This is a genomic window from Spiroplasma endosymbiont of Aleiodes alternator (assembly GCF_964031135.1).
Lineage (GTDB): Bacteria > Bacillota_I > Bacilli_A > Mycoplasmatales > VBWQ01 > Spiroplasma_E.
This window is the reverse complement of sequence record NZ_OZ035008.1, coordinates 485,983-501,251: the sequence shown is the minus strand read 5'-3', so window position 1 is coordinate 501,251 and position 15,269 is coordinate 485,983. Positions and strand designations below refer to the sequence as shown.

Annotated in this window: 22 protein-coding genes and 2 pseudogenes; 18 read left to right on the top strand and 6 right to left on the bottom strand. The window is 22.5% G+C overall.

All coding sequences use genetic code 4. The features are described 5' to 3' along the window. Positions 1-137: 137 nt before the first annotated feature. From der to ACQH20_RS02945, 3 genes are read right to left on the bottom strand one after another with little or no spacing between them, the layout of a single operon-like run. Complete coding sequence (gene der / locus ACQH20_RS02955; RefSeq protein ID WP_425377467.1) at positions 138-1,469, bottom strand: ribosome biogenesis GTPase Der; 1,332 nt, start codon at positions 1,467-1,469, stop codon at positions 138-140. Positions 1,470-1,496: 27 nt separating this feature from the next. Beyond that, the gene (gene cmk / locus ACQH20_RS02950; protein WP_425377466.1) at positions 1,497-2,168 is read right to left on the bottom strand and encodes a (d)CMP kinase; all 672 of its coding nucleotides are present in this window, start codon (positions 2,166-2,168) and stop codon (positions 1,497-1,499) included. Positions 2,169-2,184: 16 nt separating this feature from the next. Further along, the gene (locus ACQH20_RS02945; RefSeq protein ID WP_425377465.1) at positions 2,185-2,832 is read right to left on the bottom strand and encodes a hypothetical protein; all 648 of its coding nucleotides are present in this window, start codon (positions 2,830-2,832) and stop codon (positions 2,185-2,187) included. A gap of 444 nt (positions 2,833-3,276) precedes the next feature. Between ACQH20_RS02945 and ACQH20_RS02940 the strand changes: the two genes are divergently transcribed. From ACQH20_RS02940 to ACQH20_RS02890, 11 genes are all read left to right on the top strand, one after another. Then, the gene (locus ACQH20_RS02940) at positions 3,277-3,558 is read left to right on the top strand and encodes a hypothetical protein (protein WP_425377464.1); all 282 of its coding nucleotides are present in this window, start codon (positions 3,277-3,279) and stop codon (positions 3,556-3,558) included. A 397-nt stretch (positions 3,559-3,955) separates the two neighbouring features. Next, complete coding sequence (locus ACQH20_RS02935) at positions 3,956-4,585, top strand: hypothetical protein (protein ID WP_425377463.1); 630 nt, start codon at positions 3,956-3,958, stop codon at positions 4,583-4,585. Positions 4,586-5,331: 746 nt separating this feature from the next. Beyond that, a complete protein-coding gene (locus tag ACQH20_RS02930; RefSeq protein WP_425377462.1) occupies positions 5,332-5,532 on the top strand; it encodes a hypothetical protein in 201 nt (66 codons plus the stop codon). A gap of 2 nt (positions 5,533-5,534) precedes the next feature. Beyond that, a complete protein-coding gene (locus ACQH20_RS02925) occupies positions 5,535-5,744 on the top strand; it encodes a hypothetical protein (protein WP_425377461.1) in 210 nt (69 codons plus the stop codon). 17 nt (positions 5,745-5,761) lie between these two features. After that, positions 5,762-5,884 (top strand): hypothetical protein, encoded by a 123-nt coding sequence (locus ACQH20_RS02920; protein ID WP_425377460.1) that lies wholly within the window; start codon positions 5,762-5,764, stop codon positions 5,882-5,884. Beyond that, positions 5,877-6,530, top strand: a complete 654-nt coding sequence (locus ACQH20_RS02915; RefSeq protein ID WP_425377459.1) for a PD-(D/E)XK nuclease family protein — start codon at positions 5,877-5,879, stop codon at positions 6,528-6,530. The genes ACQH20_RS02920 and ACQH20_RS02915 overlap by 8 nt, the downstream gene beginning before the upstream one ends. Then, a complete protein-coding gene (locus tag ACQH20_RS02910; protein WP_425377458.1) occupies positions 6,520-6,744 on the top strand; it encodes a hypothetical protein in 225 nt (74 codons plus the stop codon). The genes ACQH20_RS02915 and ACQH20_RS02910 overlap by 11 nt, the downstream gene beginning before the upstream one ends. Continuing rightward, positions 6,737-6,931, top strand: coding sequence for a hypothetical protein (locus tag ACQH20_RS02905; RefSeq protein ID WP_425377457.1), 195 nt, complete (start codon positions 6,737-6,739; stop codon positions 6,929-6,931). Before ACQH20_RS02910 ends, ACQH20_RS02905 begins: the two co-directional genes overlap by 8 nt. After that, positions 6,922-7,098, top strand: a complete 177-nt coding sequence (locus ACQH20_RS02900; protein WP_425377456.1) for a hypothetical protein — start codon at positions 6,922-6,924, stop codon at positions 7,096-7,098. The genes ACQH20_RS02905 and ACQH20_RS02900 overlap by 10 nt, the downstream gene beginning before the upstream one ends. Further along, positions 7,091-7,219 (top strand): hypothetical protein, encoded by a 129-nt coding sequence (locus tag ACQH20_RS02895; protein WP_255495922.1) that lies wholly within the window; start codon positions 7,091-7,093, stop codon positions 7,217-7,219. Before ACQH20_RS02900 ends, ACQH20_RS02895 begins: the two co-directional genes overlap by 8 nt. Then, positions 7,212-7,730, top strand: a complete 519-nt coding sequence (locus ACQH20_RS02890) for a recombinase RecT (RefSeq protein WP_425377455.1) — start codon at positions 7,212-7,214, stop codon at positions 7,728-7,730. The genes ACQH20_RS02895 and ACQH20_RS02890 overlap by 8 nt, the downstream gene beginning before the upstream one ends. A 77-nt stretch (positions 7,731-7,807) precedes the next feature. Here ACQH20_RS02890 and ACQH20_RS02885 read toward each other — a convergent pair whose 3' ends face one another. Continuing rightward, positions 7,808-8,530, bottom strand: coding sequence for an IS3 family transposase (locus ACQH20_RS02885; protein ID WP_425377454.1), 723 nt, complete (start codon positions 8,528-8,530; stop codon positions 7,808-7,810). A gap of 174 nt (positions 8,531-8,704) precedes the next feature. Here ACQH20_RS02885 and ACQH20_RS02880 point away from each other — a divergent pair, with 174 nt between their 5' ends. Beyond that, positions 8,705-9,943, top strand: a complete 1,239-nt coding sequence (locus ACQH20_RS02880; RefSeq protein WP_425377574.1) for an IS256 family transposase — start codon at positions 8,705-8,707, stop codon at positions 9,941-9,943. A 26-nt stretch (positions 9,944-9,969) separates the two neighbouring features. Here the strand turns inward: ACQH20_RS02880 and ACQH20_RS02875 are convergent, their stop codons facing one another. Further along, positions 9,970-10,410, bottom strand: coding sequence for a hypothetical protein (locus tag ACQH20_RS02875; RefSeq protein ID WP_425377453.1), 441 nt, complete (start codon positions 10,408-10,410; stop codon positions 9,970-9,972). Between the two features lie 6 nt (positions 10,411-10,416). On the opposite strand from ACQH20_RS02875, the gene ACQH20_RS02870 reads away from it, so the two are divergent. Continuing rightward, positions 10,417-10,572 carry a hypothetical protein gene (locus tag ACQH20_RS02870; protein WP_425377452.1) on the top strand — a complete coding sequence of 52 codons (156 nt, stop codon included), beginning with the start codon at positions 10,417-10,419 and terminating at the stop codon, positions 10,570-10,572. Positions 10,573-10,580: 8 nt separating this feature from the next. On the opposite strand, the gene tpx is transcribed toward ACQH20_RS02870, so the two are convergent. Further along, positions 10,581-11,105, bottom strand: coding sequence for a thiol peroxidase (tpx, locus tag ACQH20_RS02865; RefSeq protein ID WP_425377451.1), 525 nt, complete (start codon positions 11,103-11,105; stop codon positions 10,581-10,583). Between the two features lie 86 nt (positions 11,106-11,191). On the opposite strand from tpx, the gene ACQH20_RS02860 reads away from it, so the two are divergent. From ACQH20_RS02860 to ACQH20_RS02840, 5 genes and pseudogenes are all read left to right on the top strand, one after another. Next, positions 11,192-12,784, top strand: a complete 1,593-nt coding sequence (locus tag ACQH20_RS02860) for a YhgE/Pip domain-containing protein (protein WP_425377450.1) — start codon at positions 11,192-11,194, stop codon at positions 12,782-12,784. 73 nt (positions 12,785-12,857) lie between these two features. Then, a pseudogene (locus tag ACQH20_RS02855) lies at positions 12,858-13,163 on the top strand (helix-turn-helix domain-containing protein); the annotation flags it as partial. Positions 13,164-13,285: 122 nt separating this feature from the next. Further along, on the top strand, positions 13,286-13,654 hold the full coding sequence (locus ACQH20_RS02850) for a hypothetical protein (protein ID WP_281748531.1): 369 nt from the start codon (positions 13,286-13,288) through the stop codon (positions 13,652-13,654). Continuing rightward, positions 13,600-14,505 (top strand): IS3 family transposase, encoded by a 906-nt coding sequence (locus ACQH20_RS02845; RefSeq protein ID WP_425377449.1) that lies wholly within the window; start codon positions 13,600-13,602, stop codon positions 14,503-14,505. Before ACQH20_RS02850 ends, ACQH20_RS02845 begins: the two co-directional genes overlap by 55 nt. Before the next feature lie 49 nt (positions 14,506-14,554). After that, positions 14,555-15,151, top strand: a pseudogene (locus tag ACQH20_RS02840) (IS30 family transposase); the annotation flags it as partial. Positions 15,152-15,269 lie beyond the last annotated feature (118 nt).

Here is a 15,269-nt window from a genome sequence, read left to right as displayed (position 1 = left end):
TTTTATTGTGCGACTCTAATGTTAAAAAATTTAGCATAATCATTTACACTTTCTAATCATTAGTTTTTTATCTTAATAAATATTATTATACAATAAATTTTTCTTAAATAAATATAATCACAAAATTTTACACTTTTTTATTGTTTATTATACAATGACTTACGCATTCTAAATCTTAATTTAATTGGTACACCCTGAAAACCAAATCGTTCACGAATTTGATTAATTAAAAAACGTTCATAAGAAAAATGACATCGTTGTGGATCATTTACCATTAAAATAAAAGTAGGCGGATTTTTTTCAACCTGTGTTGTATAATATATCTTTAATCTGCCACCTTTAAAGTAGGGCGGCTCATTAATTAATTGAGCTTTATTAATTATTTCATTAAGAATACTTGTTTTAATTCTTAAATTCATATTAACTAATACTTCATTAATAGTAGCAAATAAAGTATGAATTCTAGTATTTTCTAAAGCAGATAAATATACAACAAAAGAATACTCAAGGTATTTAAATTTTTCTTTTATTTTTTTAGTAAACTCTTGCATTGTTTTTTCATTTTTTTTAACTAAATCTCATTTATTAACAATAATAATAACTGGCTTATCTAAATTTTTTGCCATTCCTGCTATTGTTAAATCTTGTTCTTGAATTTCAACACTACCATCTAATAAAAACAAAACAATATCACTACGTTCAATAGCATTAGTAGTTCTAATTAAACTATATTTTTCTAAATCTTCAGTAATTTTTCCTTTTCTACGAATTCCAGCAGTATCAATAACACAATATTGTTTTTTATTATAAACAAAATTACTATCAATAGCATCAGTTGTTGTTCCTGCTATTGGTGAAACAATAACTCTATTCTCTTGAAGAATAGTATTAACTAAACTTGATTTACCAACATTGGGACGACCAATAATTGCTAAATTAATATGTTCTTTCTTTTCTGTATGAACCTCTTTTGGTAACTTAGTAATTATCATATCTAATAAATCACCAAAACCAACACCATGACTAGCAGACACTAAAATTGGTTCGCCAAAGCCAACTTTTAAATAATCATAAATTTTATCATTATCGTTTTGAACATTATCATATTTATTTGCAATAATAATAACCGGTTTCTTAGTTCTGTATAATAATTTGGCAATATCTTCATCTTCGTGAGTTAGACCTTCTTGATAAGAACAAACAAATAAAACAATATCAGCCTCAGCTAAAGCAATAATAACTTGTTGATTGATTTGTTGAGTAAAATTAGTAATCGTTTTAGTAATACCACCCGTATCAATAATCACAAAATTTTGTGTTAATCATTCACCAATGCCATAAATTCGATCTCTAGTTGCTCCAGGCATATCTTCAATTATTGCTACTTTTTTTTGTAATATACGATTAAAAATTGAAGATTTACCAACATTAGGGCGTCCTACAATTACTACTTTTGGTAACTTATTCATTTTATTCAAATCCTTATATTTAAAATATTATTTTTTATGACTAAAGTAATTATCATATAAAACTTTTAATTTATCAACGGTCGTTTGTAAATTATAATCACTATTATCTAAAATAACTGCATCTTCAACAATTACTAGTTGACCAGTGCTACGAATTTTATCAACATTATCACGAATTACCATATCGTTATATACTTGTTCTTGTGTAATATTAATTCCCTCTTTAATATACTGTTTATATCTTCTTTCACTACGAGCGTGTAAACTAGAAGTTAAAAAAATCTTTAATTGAGCATCAGGTAAAACAACACTACTAATATCTCTGCCAACGACAATATAGCCTTGACTTCTAACCATTTCTTGAATTCTAGCAACCATAACTTTTCTAACTTCAGATAACGAAGCAATTATTGGTACTTTACTAGTAACATTTTTATCATAAATTTCTTCTGTTGGTGGTTGATCATTAAATAAAAAATGACCATTAACTCATCTTATATCAAAAAGTTGTAATGCTGCAAGTATTAAATCTTCACTTTCAAAAGCAATTTTGTTTTTTAAACAATAATTAGTAAAGCTACGATACATAATTCCTGTATCCATAAATTGATAATCAATTTTTTTAGAAAGTAAATATGCTGCTGCTGATTTACCACTAGCTGCTGGACCATCTATTGCAATATTAATCTTTGGGTACATTGTTTTTCTCCATTCTCTACTTAATAAATAATATTAATGATAATACTAACACGACTATTAAAATTAAACAAATAATGATAATACTAAATACTGTTAAACTTCACTTATAGTTATTCTTAATTTTAACTTTTTGTAATTCATCTTGAAAATTATTATGTTCTTGATTAATTTCTTTTAGTTCTTTATTAAGATCACTATTATTTATTTTATACTTTTTATATTTAAATTCTAAATTTTTAACAAAATTTTTGACATCATGAATTTTACTTTCTAAGTCTTTTTGAAATTCATTTATTTTATTATGCATACTATTAATTAACGTTTGATATTCCAAGTTAGTACTTATTAATGGCACATCAACTATTTCAAAATCAATATTTTCGCTATATTTTTTTAAAATATTATTAATATTTTCTAACATATTTTCCGATATTAATTTATCATTATCATCTAAATGTTGTTCATTATTTTTAATAAAATAATTTTCAAAATTAACTAAATTTAAATCAGAATTTAATTTTTGAAAAATTGGCTCAAAATATGATTTATCAATTTTTATTAGTTGCTGATAATAATTTTCTATTTTTTGTTCTTGTTCTCAAAGCTTACTATTTTCTTTAATTTCTTTAGCAATTTGTTCACGTAAACTTTTATACTTTTCCATTCTTGTCATTAAAGCACCCACAAATTAATATTTAAAAAATTCCAATATTTATTTATTTTTAATAGTAATGATAATTTTCTTGATTATAACATAAATATATAAAATCATTATAATATAGAAATTTAACTATTGATAATATTGATAATATTTTAAAAAATAATTGTTTTTACTTAGTTTTCTTTTAAACATTATTAAAAAAAATATTAGAAAAATTTATATTTTTATGCAGCTATTTTTTTTATTGTATATTCTTTTTTTCAATTATAGACTTAAATTAAGATTTACAAAAAATATTTTTATCTAATATCACTTTCACATTATTATAAATATCTTGCTATTATCGATATTAAAAATAAAAATATATTACATTAGGTAAATCTTAATTCTAAAAATAAACTAAAACTAAAAATCAAAATTTATTTTAGTAACAAAGGAGAATAAAATATGCAAAAAACTACATTTACTTTAGGACATTTAAAAAATGAACATACAACTACTACTGGAAATACTGATAGTAATAATATTAAAGTACTAGATAACGTTGATCCTATTAGTGTGCAAGCTAACTTAAACAGTATGGTTCCATATATTAATCAAATATTAGAAGCATTACCAGCTACAGAAAAAGTTGCGTTTTTAAAAGATGAACAATATCCAGATGGAACATTCGTATTAGTAACAAGTGCTGGTATAACACCAATTGTACCACAATATTTAACTTACTAGACTTCAAGAAACAGCTCCAAAAGCATATATATTAGCACAAGGTCAACAATGAGGATGATCAATTGCTAATAAAACAGATGTTTCTATTAACGATTTAGAAAATCAATTTGAAAAACATACAAAAGAATGTTTAAATGCATATATAGCTTCAGGAGATGCACTAGACTATAAAATGGATTTTATTTACAAAGTTGTAGCAACCGTACCTAATGCACCACAAGTAACTGCTAGTTCATCAGTTAAATTCAACTTTACTGTTAAAGCAGTTAAAAAAGCGTAATTAAATAATTTTAGTAATTCATAAAATATAATATTTTTTATATTTTCTTAGTACCTAGGTCAATTTATTATTACTAAATAACCTAGGTTATATTATTAAATAAAAGGAGAAACACTAATGAACAATAAAAATATCAATGAAAAAATCAAAATTATAATGAAAACAAAAATAACCAATAACGAAGAAAAAAAAGAAAATAAAAATAACACTAATAATAACCATAAAGCCGTAAGATATAAAATACCTGTTTTTGGTTTTAATGATGTTAATCAAATTAAAGAAAACTTAAATAGTATGACTATTTATATTACTCAACTTTTAGACTTATCACCACTCACTAGAATTTTCTTATTAAAAAATAATGACTATCCAAGTGGAATGTTTGCAGTAAGGGATAGAAAAAAAACAATAGAACAAAAATATAACATTATCGCTGAACAAGTAGCATTAGATTATATGCGTAATTTGTTTCAAGCAGCTTATAATCAAGCTAGTATTAATAAAACCTGAGAATGATTCATTAATGATTTAAACAATGTTACTATTCCAAATTTAACAAATTCATTTAAAGAACATTTAGAAAAATGCAGAATAAACGCAATTGAAGTAGGTGATCAATTTTTAAACTACAAAATGAATTATCCAATAACAATAAAGGTAATGATTGAAGGCAAAATTGTTGATGTAACTTCAAGTGAAACTTTTGAATATACTGTCAAAATTGCTGATTTTAATAATAATGATTAGATTCATTAGCTAACTAAATAAAAATACATAAATTCTAATAAATATTTATCAAAAAAAATGTTATTCTTATTTTACTTTTTAGAAAATTTAAAAATATAATAATTATATAAAAAACAAATTATGCTTATAGATAAAAATATGGGAGTTAAAAATATTGTAAAAACAACACCACATCTTACATTTGAAATGTTAAATCAATCATTTAAATTATTATTAAATACATCTAAAATTCCATTTATATGAGAATACTCTTTATATTTTCCCGCGATTAATCCAAAACCATTAGTGACTAATTCTGTATGACTTCCTATTAACACTTTGCTAGTAAGTAAACTTAATCCAATTATCATAAATAAAATCCCAAGAATAATAATTGGGGCGCATCACTTTAACCCTTAGATTAATAATTGGATAACAAAGAACGATATAACTATCGTTCTTTTTTTGTTAAAAGATTAAAACTTCATAAAACTGTCATAGAAAGTCTAATAGTGAGTACGAAATGTAAATACTTCTATATCAGAATAAAAGAGCATTTAATGTTAAGCAAGTTATAATGTTACACTGTATCGCTTAATGTAATTATAGATTAATTTGAATAGCCTTATGATGGCTCAGTAAATAACCCATTAATCTAATTAATAATTACATTTGTATTATTTAAAAAAATAGGGGGTTTATATATAAATACATACCTCATTAACAATATCATAACACAATAAAAATTTAAAAGGAAAAAAATAAAAATGTCTAATTTAATAAAACGAAATAATGCTATTAAATTAATTAAATATGAAATTAAACATGAGTGTGTTATTGATGGAAAAAAAGCATTATATCATTTTCCGAATTTAAATTTAAATCAATTTGGTGGAGATGTTAATTTATGTAGCTCTTGTATTAAAAAATATGATAAAGGTCAAATAAAATTAAAAGGAGAAAAATAAATATGAAATATATTTACTTATTAAAATATGAAGTTAATTATACAGGTCAAATAAAATATAAGGCTTTTTCAACTGTAGAGAATGCTAATAATTATCATAGAAATTATAAACATCATTCAATTAAAGATGCTTTTATTGAAAAATATGAAATATTAGTAATGGAATTAGACATAAATTTAAATAATAAGGAATTAAATAAAAAACTTAATTAATGAAAGGAAAAATATTTATGGAATATAGAGAATATAGAATGAATGGTTCTTGTGATAGATGTAGAAAACATTCTTCTTTTGGTAATAGATTATGTAATAAATGTTTTTGAATATTAATAGGTAGAAATAAATATGAGTAAATTAATTTTTAAAAAAGAAACTCATCAATATTTTTTAGAAGATAAAGAATTAATATCAGTTTCTAGAATTATTGATAATTATTTAGGTTTTGGTTATAGTCATATAGCACCAGAAGTATTAAAAAATGCTTCAAATCGTGGTAAATGAGTTCATAAAATTAATGAATTATATTTACAAAATATTAATCAAGAAAATATTATTAATAATTTATTAAAAAAATTAAAACCAGTAACAAATTCAATAAATTATTCTTATTGTAAAAAATCACTTATGTTTTTAAAAGAAAAATTTAAAGATAAAAATAATTATGAATTTATTATAGAAAAACCTATTAATGATAGTGTAATTGCAGGAACACCAGATTTAGTTTATTTAGATAAAAAAGAAAAAAAATATTATTTAGTAGATTATAAAACTTATGCTTGTATTGATGAAGATAAATTAAAAAGAATTAAATTACAATTAACTGCTTATTATTGTATGTTACTTGATAATGGTATATGACCATCTAATAAAACTTATGTTTATTTAACAAATAAAAATAATCAAGAAGCAATTGAAATTGAAATAACAAAAGAATTAATATTTGAATGAATGAGTGCAAAAACAAAATATTTTAAAGGAGAAAATAAAAATGGAATATAAATTGGAATATTGTAAAAATAAAAAATGTAATTTTAATGAATTATTAGTTAAAAATCTTAATGCTAGAATTGAATATTTAGAATATCAAATTGAAGAAATTAATTTAAATCAATTAAATTTATGAGAATTAGATGTTTTAAGGGGCCAAATTAAAGAATTAAATATTTTGAAAAATAATATTAAAGAATGATTAAGAAGAAATAAAAATGATTAATGAAAAAACAATTAAAGAAAAAACTATTTATTCTTGTAATTCAATTGAATTTGATAATTTACCACAAAAATTAGATAGTAACCAAAATAATTGAATTGAAATTAATAGTCATTTAATAGTTAATCCTAGTAAAAATATTGAAGTACATTTAGATAATAGATTTAAAGGAGTTAAAAAATGATTTTAATTACTACAATTAATGATATTTGACCTATAACTTGAGTACTCATTGGATTAATTATAATTGCTCCAATTATTTTAATAATAGAATTATTAATTATACTTTTTATTCATATAAAAGATTTAATAATTGAAAAAAATAAAAAACGAAAGGAACTATTAAATAATGGATAAAAAAAGTTCTGGTATGGATAAATCAATTTTAATTTTATTAAAACATATAGGCAAAATTAATAAAAAATTAGATGAAATTTTAGAATTATTAAATAAAAAAGGAGAAGAAAATAATGAGTAATGATTTAACTAATAATAAAAATTCATTAACTATTGAACAATGATTTACTAATAAAAATCAAGGTAATAATATGAGTGAAAAAGAAGTACAAAGATTTAAAAGTAATGCTTTAGCAATTAAAAATCAATTAGGTTTAGCAAAAACTAGTTTAACTACAATATTAGAAGCATGTTATCAAGCAACATTATTACAATTACCATTAGAAAAGAATTTTGGTTATTGTTGAGTTGTACCTTTTAATCGTAAATATAAAGATGAAAAAGGTAATTGAGTAACTGTTAAAGAAGCACAGTTTCAAATGGGATATAAAGGTTATATTCAATTAGCACAAAGAAGTCAACAATATAAAAAAATTAATGTTATTGAAGTTAGAGAAGGAGAATTAAAAAAGATTGATTATTTAAAAGATGAAATAAAATTTAAATTTATTGAAAATCCTATTGAAAGATTAAAATCAAAAATAGTAGGTTATTGTGCTTATTTTATAGGGACTTTCCAGCAATCTGTGTAACTTAGTGATTTTACAACTAAAATTTATTTAAAAAACACAGTTTTTAGGAAAGTCCCATAAAAACTTTTTATTAAATTTTATAAAATAGCGTTTGTAAGTGTTAAATTTATAGGTATGAAGTAATTATTTGTTGGTTTGGAATGAGCTAATCGATATTCGATTGGACTCATTCCTTTTAATTTTATTTGAGGTCGATAATTATTATAAAAGTAAATATATTTAGGTAAGTTGTCTTGTATTCATTCAATAGTTCTATTTTTTCTTGGAATTTGATATAGAAATTCTGTTTTCATTGTTCCAAATCAAGTTTCAGTAGCACCATTATCACAGGAATTACCTCTTCTAGACATTGAAATTTTTATTTTTAATTCATCACATAAAATTTTATAAGAAGGATTTGTATAGTGAAATTCTTGATCTGATTGTAAAATTCATGAAGTAGGTTTTTGAGCATTAACTCAAGCTTGGATAATGTTTTGGACAACAAATGTCATGTCTAAACTTGCACTTATTTTATAATCTAATATTTCATTATTATGAAAATCTTTAACAATTGATAAATAATATGTTTTACCATTATTTAATAAATAAGTTATATCAGTACCTAATTTTTCATTTAAATTAGTAGTTGAAAAATCACGTTTTAATAAATTATCATATCTTAAACTTCCTGATTTAGTTCTATAATCAAATTTTTTTATGCGAACCTTAGCTTTTAAACTCATATTTTTCATATATCTATATACAATATGAAATTTTAATTTTAAATTATAAATTTTGTTAATTCATAAAGTTATCATTTTATAACCATAAATTTCTTGAAATTCATAAAAAATATTTTTAATTATATTAGCTAAAAATGTATCTCATTTATTAAATTGGTAATGTTTAGTAATCTGTGTAACTTACAAAAATAACTATGTTTAATTAATTCTAGTAAATATAATTAAATGACTAGAAAGAGTGAGTTACAGATGGCTAAAAAGCAAAATATTAATAATAATGATCCAATATCAAAAGCAGTAGATTTATTATTAGAAAATACTGAAGATTTAACAACAGTTTTTAAAGAGGGAGGATTGTATAAAGAATTAACAAAAAGATTAGTAGAAAAAATGTTGAATTCTGAGATGCAAAATTATTTAGGATATGATAAGAATCAACATAGTAATAGTGACAATGCTCGTAATGGTATAAGTTCAAAAAAATTAATAACTCAACAAGGTAAAATTGAGATTGATGTACCACGAGATCGCAATAGTAATTTTAATCCTGTAATAGTTGCAAAAAGACAAAGAAGATTTGAAGGTTTTGATCAACAAGTTCTTTCTTTATATGCAAAAGGTATGACATTTTCAGATATTAGAATGCAATTACAAGAGTTATATCATGGTGCTGATATTAGTGAAAGTGTTATTAGTCAAATTACTGATGATGTTATTGATGATGTAAAAGCATGGCAAAATCGACCATTAGAAAGGGTCTATCCGATTGTTTATTTTGATTGCATAATAGTGAAAGTACGACAAGATAAAAGGATTATTAATAAATCAGTTTATATAGCTTTAGGAGTTGATTTAGAAGGTAAAAAAGATGTTTTAGGTTTATGAATTAGTGAAAATGAAGGTGCTAAATTTTGATTAGCAAATTTAACAGAAATGAAAAATCGTGGCTTAAATGATATTCTTATTGCCTGCAGTGATAATTTAACAGGCATGTCAGAAGCAATACAATCGGTTTATCTTAAAACAGAACATCAATTATGCATAGTTCATCAAATTAGAAATAGTTTGAAATATGTCTCATATAAGCATAGAAAATCTCTAGTTGCAGATTTAAAACCAATTTATACTGCATGTAGTGAAGAACAAGCAATGCAGGCTTTAGAATCCTTTGAAAATAAGTGAAATAAACAATATCCTCAAATTGCTAAATCTTGATATAAAAATTGAGATAATTTAATTGTTTTTATTAGTTATCCTGCAGAAATTAAAAGAGTGATTTATACAACAAATGCTATTGAATCTGTAAATAGTCAATTACGAAAAGTTATCAGAAATAAAAAAGTTTTTCCTAATGATATGGCAGTTTTTAAAATATTTTATTTAGCAATTGAAAATATAACAAAAAAATGAACAATGCCCATTCAAAATTGAAATACAGCAATTGCTCATTTTATGATAAAATTTGAAGATAGAATTAATCTAAACTAGTACTTTGTAAAACAAAGATACACAGATTACATAAAAGCCTCATTAAATTCATTCATTCCATTCTTAATTCACTTATAATATCCTGATTTTGAAACATTTAATAATCAACATAAATAACTAATCTGATATTTTTTCTTCAATGAGAAAATCACAAAATATTTCTTCTTTTTTGTCGATTTTTCTAAATACTTTTTTATATCGTTCATTGCCTCAATATATTCAATTAATTCTTGTTTTGTCATTTCATTAAAATTTAAAGATTTGGGTCGACCTGTTCTTTTGGTTTTTTTAGCACGAATTCCATTGCCATATTCTAAACCTTTTTCACCTAATAATTTATATGCTTTAATTCATTCTTTTATTGATGATCGACCAATACCATACTCTAATGCGGTTTTATCAATTGTTTTAATTTTACTTATTTTTATTATTTTTAACTTTTCTTCTTTTGATAGTCATTTAGCCATAAAAAAATGAACACCTTCCTTAAAGTATTTTTAACACAAAGGTTACAATTCTGTGTCTACTTTATTCTAGATGTTCAAAAAGCTAATAAAGAAAAAGTAGAAAAAGAAAAATCTGAAAAACAAAATAAGACTTCAAAAAGTCGTAGTTGATTTTCAAAATAAATAGTTTTTTAAAAGTCTACTGATAAATACAAAAAAGTTTTAATAAATTTTAGAACTTCATCATAGTTTGGTTCTAATGTTACTTCTTTAACAATTTGTAAATATATAACTTTATTATTTTTATCAACAATGATAATAGTACGTGCTAATAATTGGATTTCATCAATTAATAAATTAGTAGTATTACTAAAATTATTTTCATTATTACGATAATCACTTCAAATATGAAAATTATTATTCATTTTTAGTTTTTCACAAAAGCGACTTTGAGCAAATGGTAAATCTTTGGAAATAGTAATGATAACTAAATCTTTTAATTTAGTAGCCTCTTTATTAAAGTGTATAGTTTGTAAAGCACAAGTTTTAGTATCAATGCTTGGTACACTAGAAATAATCTTAAATTTATTAGTGAATTGTTCTAAATTCATATTATCCATTGTTTTATTAACTGCAGAAAATGATAAAGTATCTCCAACTTTGATTATTTCATTTTTAATATGAACGGGTTTACCTTTAATTGTTAATTGCAACATAATATTTTTTTTCCCTTTTTATCAAATGTATTTATAATATTATTATAACTAAATTTATTTAAGATAATCTATTAAGGAGTAACAAAGTGTCAAAAATTTTAAATAAATTTAAAATTGCTATTCAAGAATTTAAAATGGTTTTTAAAGCAGTGGGGACTAAACACATTTATAAAAATAAAAGAACAATTATTAAAAGTATTGCACTATGTTTTATTCCATTTTTATATGCTTTTATTGCTTTATGAGCTTTTTTTAATCCATTGGGAAATATTAATCGTTTACCAATTGCTTTAGTTAATAACGATAGTTCTGCAGTAGGAATTAATCGTGTTATTAATCGACATAATTTAAATTTGGATAATGAAAATCCTAATAGTAGTGGTGCTTATGAATTTAAAATTAATGATTTACAAATTAACAATGAGAAAAAAACATTTACTGTTTATTATTATGATGATTGAAAAAGTTATTATCAACATCAAAATGACAAAACTTTTTTAACTGAAATTATTATTGATAGTTGTTTTACTAAGGATTTTAATGATTTTTTTAAACAAGCTTTTAAAGTAGTTATTGATAATATTAAAACTCCAGAAAGAATTTGGAATCTTATTAATCAAATTACTATTAGACCAAAAATTAGTTTACAAGCTTCATATAAAGTTAGTCCGATTTTAGGTGAAATTAATGATTTTGCTTTAAATGCATTAAAAGATAATATTTTTAGTAAGTTTTTACCTGTTGTTATTAGTGATCAAGTATTTGATTATTGATATAAAGATGCTTATGATTCAGGTTATCACCATTTACAACCAATTTTAAAAGAAATTTATGGTATTCTTTCAATTGCTGTTCCTGGTTTAGGTCCTCATGCTGAACAATTTAATGATAATATTGATAGTGTAACAAGAAACGAAGAGATTAAACATATTAAAGTTTTAGAACATGATTATTGAATGAATCATACTTTATTGGCACCTATTAACTTTATTAATTTTAATATTAATATTGAAGGTCAAGATAAATCTCCTTATGGATTTGGTTTGGATCCATATTTCATGTGTATTGGAATGTGAGTAGGTACTTTATTATTAACTTTTACTTTTATTAGAAATAAAGATATTCCAAAAACTAAATTTTGATCAAACTATTTAGCTAAATCAGCATGAATGATTATTTTTGGTTTAATTCAGTCAACAATTTTAGTAACTTCATTATTACTATTATTTAATAATATTGATTTATGACAACGATTTTGACAAATGTTTTTATACATGTGATTAATAGCAATTATTTTTGATTTGGTTGTTCAATCAATTGCTCACATGTTTCGTAATCATGATTTGGGTAGATTTTTAATTGTTATTCTTTTAATACTACAACTTTCTTCATCAAGTGGTACTTTTCCTGTTGAATTAGAACCCAAGTTTTTTCAAGTAATGTATAATTTTTTACCATTTAGTTATGCAATAAAAGGATTAAGAGAAATTCTTATTAATCCTAATCCAATGACTATTTTATGAAGTATTGGTTGTTTATTAATATTTATTATTATTTTAGTACCATTATCGTTGTTACTTAATTGATGACATGATCATAAAGATGCAAAAAATGAAGTTGGAAATAAAAAAAATAAATTAGTTGTTAATAATTCTTCATCATTAAAACCTGAATTGTAAAATTAAAAAGGACATTTATATAAAAATTAAATTGTGTTAATTCTATAATTAAGAAAAGAAAGGAATTAGCACAATGTATAAGTATCTGACTATTGAATCAATAATAGCAATAAAAGAATATAAAAGTTATGAATTTTCAATTCGTAAAATAGCAAAAGCTGTTGATTATAGTAAATCAACTGTACATAGAGTTTGCAGATTATTAAATCAAAACTTATTACCATTAGAAATATTGAATCAAATTCAAAAAAAGCAAAATGCAGGTAGAAAATTAATAATTTTAACTTTAACAGAAATTAATACTATTAATTATTTGTTAATTACTAAAAATTATGCGCTTGATATAATTGCTAATTTTTTAAAGGAAAATAAAATAAAATAAAAAGTATTTCAACAAAAACTTTATATAACATGTTTAAAACAATGAACATCTAGAATAAAGTAGACACAGAATTGTAACCTTTGTGTTAAAAATACTTTAAGGAAGGTGTTCATTTTTTTATGGCTAAATGACTATCAAAAGAAGAAAAGTTAAAAATAATAAAAATAAGTAAAATTAAAACAATTGATAAAACCGCATTAGAGTATGGTATTGGTCGATCATCAATAAAAGAATGAATTAAAGCATATAAATTATTAGGTGAAAAAGGTTTAGAATATGGCAATGGAATTCGTGCTAAAAAAACCAAAAGAACAGGTCGACCCAAATCTTTAAATTTTAATGAAATGACAAAACAAGAATTAATTGAATATATTGAGGCAATGAACGATATAAAAAAGTATTTAGAAAAATCGACAAAAAGAAGAAATATTTTGTGATTTTCTCATTGAAGAAAAAATATCAGATTAGTTATTTATGTTGATTATTAAATGTTTCAAAATCAGGATATTATAAGTGAATTAAGAATGGAATGAATGAATTTAATAAATGAGATACATTTTTAGCTAATATAATTAAAAATATTTTTTATGAATTTCAAGAAATTTATGGTTATAAAATGATAACTTTATGAATTAACAAAATTTATAATTTAAAATTAAAATTTCATATTGTATATAGATATATGAAAAATATGAGTTTAAAAGCTAAGGTTCGCATAAAAAAATTTGATTATAGAACTAAATCAGGAAGTTTAAGATATGATAATTTATTAAAACGTGATTTTTCAACTACTAATTTAAAAGAAAAATTAGGTACTGATATAACTTATTTATTAACTAATGGTAAAAAATATTATTTATCAATTGTTAAAGATTTTCATAATAATGAAATATTAGATTATAAAATAAGTGCAAGTTTAGACATGACATTTGTTGTCCAAAACATTATCCAAGCTTGAGTTAATGCTCAAAAACCTACTTCATGAATTTTACAATCAGATCAAGGATTTCACTATACAAATCCTTCTTATAAAATTTTATGTGATGAATTAAAAATAAAAATTTCAATGTCTAGAAGAGGTAATTCCTGTGATAATGGTGCTACTGAAACTTGATTTGGAACAATGAAAATAGAATTTCTATATCAAATTCCAAGAAAAAATAGAACTATTGAATGAATACAAGACAACTTACCTAAATATATTTACTTTTATAATAATTATCGACCTCAAATAAAATTAAAAGGAATGAGTCCAATCGAATATCGATTAGCTCATTCCAAACCAACAAATAATTACTTCATACCTATAAATTTAACACTTACAAACGCTATTTTATAAAATTTAATAAAAGGTTACTTTTATTGTCCACTTTTCTTGACAAGTTCACAATCGAATGGGTTTTGATGAAAATAACTTATTGAGAAAAGGAAAAAATAAACCTCATAAACGAAAAGAAACTAGAGGACGAATTAATAATTATAAATCTATTCATGAAAGAAATTTAATCATTCCTAATATTAAAAATATACAAGAATCTGGTCATTTAGAGGGTGATACTATCATTGGTAAAGATCATAAAAGTTCTATTATTACTTTAGCTGATATATGATCAAAAACCACAATTCCTTTAGTTTCTAAAAATCATAAAGCAGAAAATATTACAAAAAGTATAATAAAATTTATTTCAAAGTTGCAAAAAGGAACAGTTAAAACTATTACTTTTGATCGTGGTAAAGAATTTAGTAAATGAAAATTAATCGAAAAAATTTGCAATGTTAAGATTTATTTTGCAGATCCTGGCAAACCTTGTCAAAGAGGTTTAAATGAAAATAATAATGGTATTTTAAGAAGATATTTACCAAAATCTACAGATCTATCTTTATATAAACAAAAAGACTTAAATGCTATAGCATTTCAAATTAATTCTACACCCAGAAAATCACTATCTTATAAAAGCCCAATAGACTTAATACAATTATTTTAAAAACTGTGCCATTTGTCCCATTTATATTTACAATTCAGGTAATCAAAGTGAAAAATTTTCTTAGACCACACTTTATATATAATTTGATAAAATAGACTTAGAAAATATTAGAGTTAGG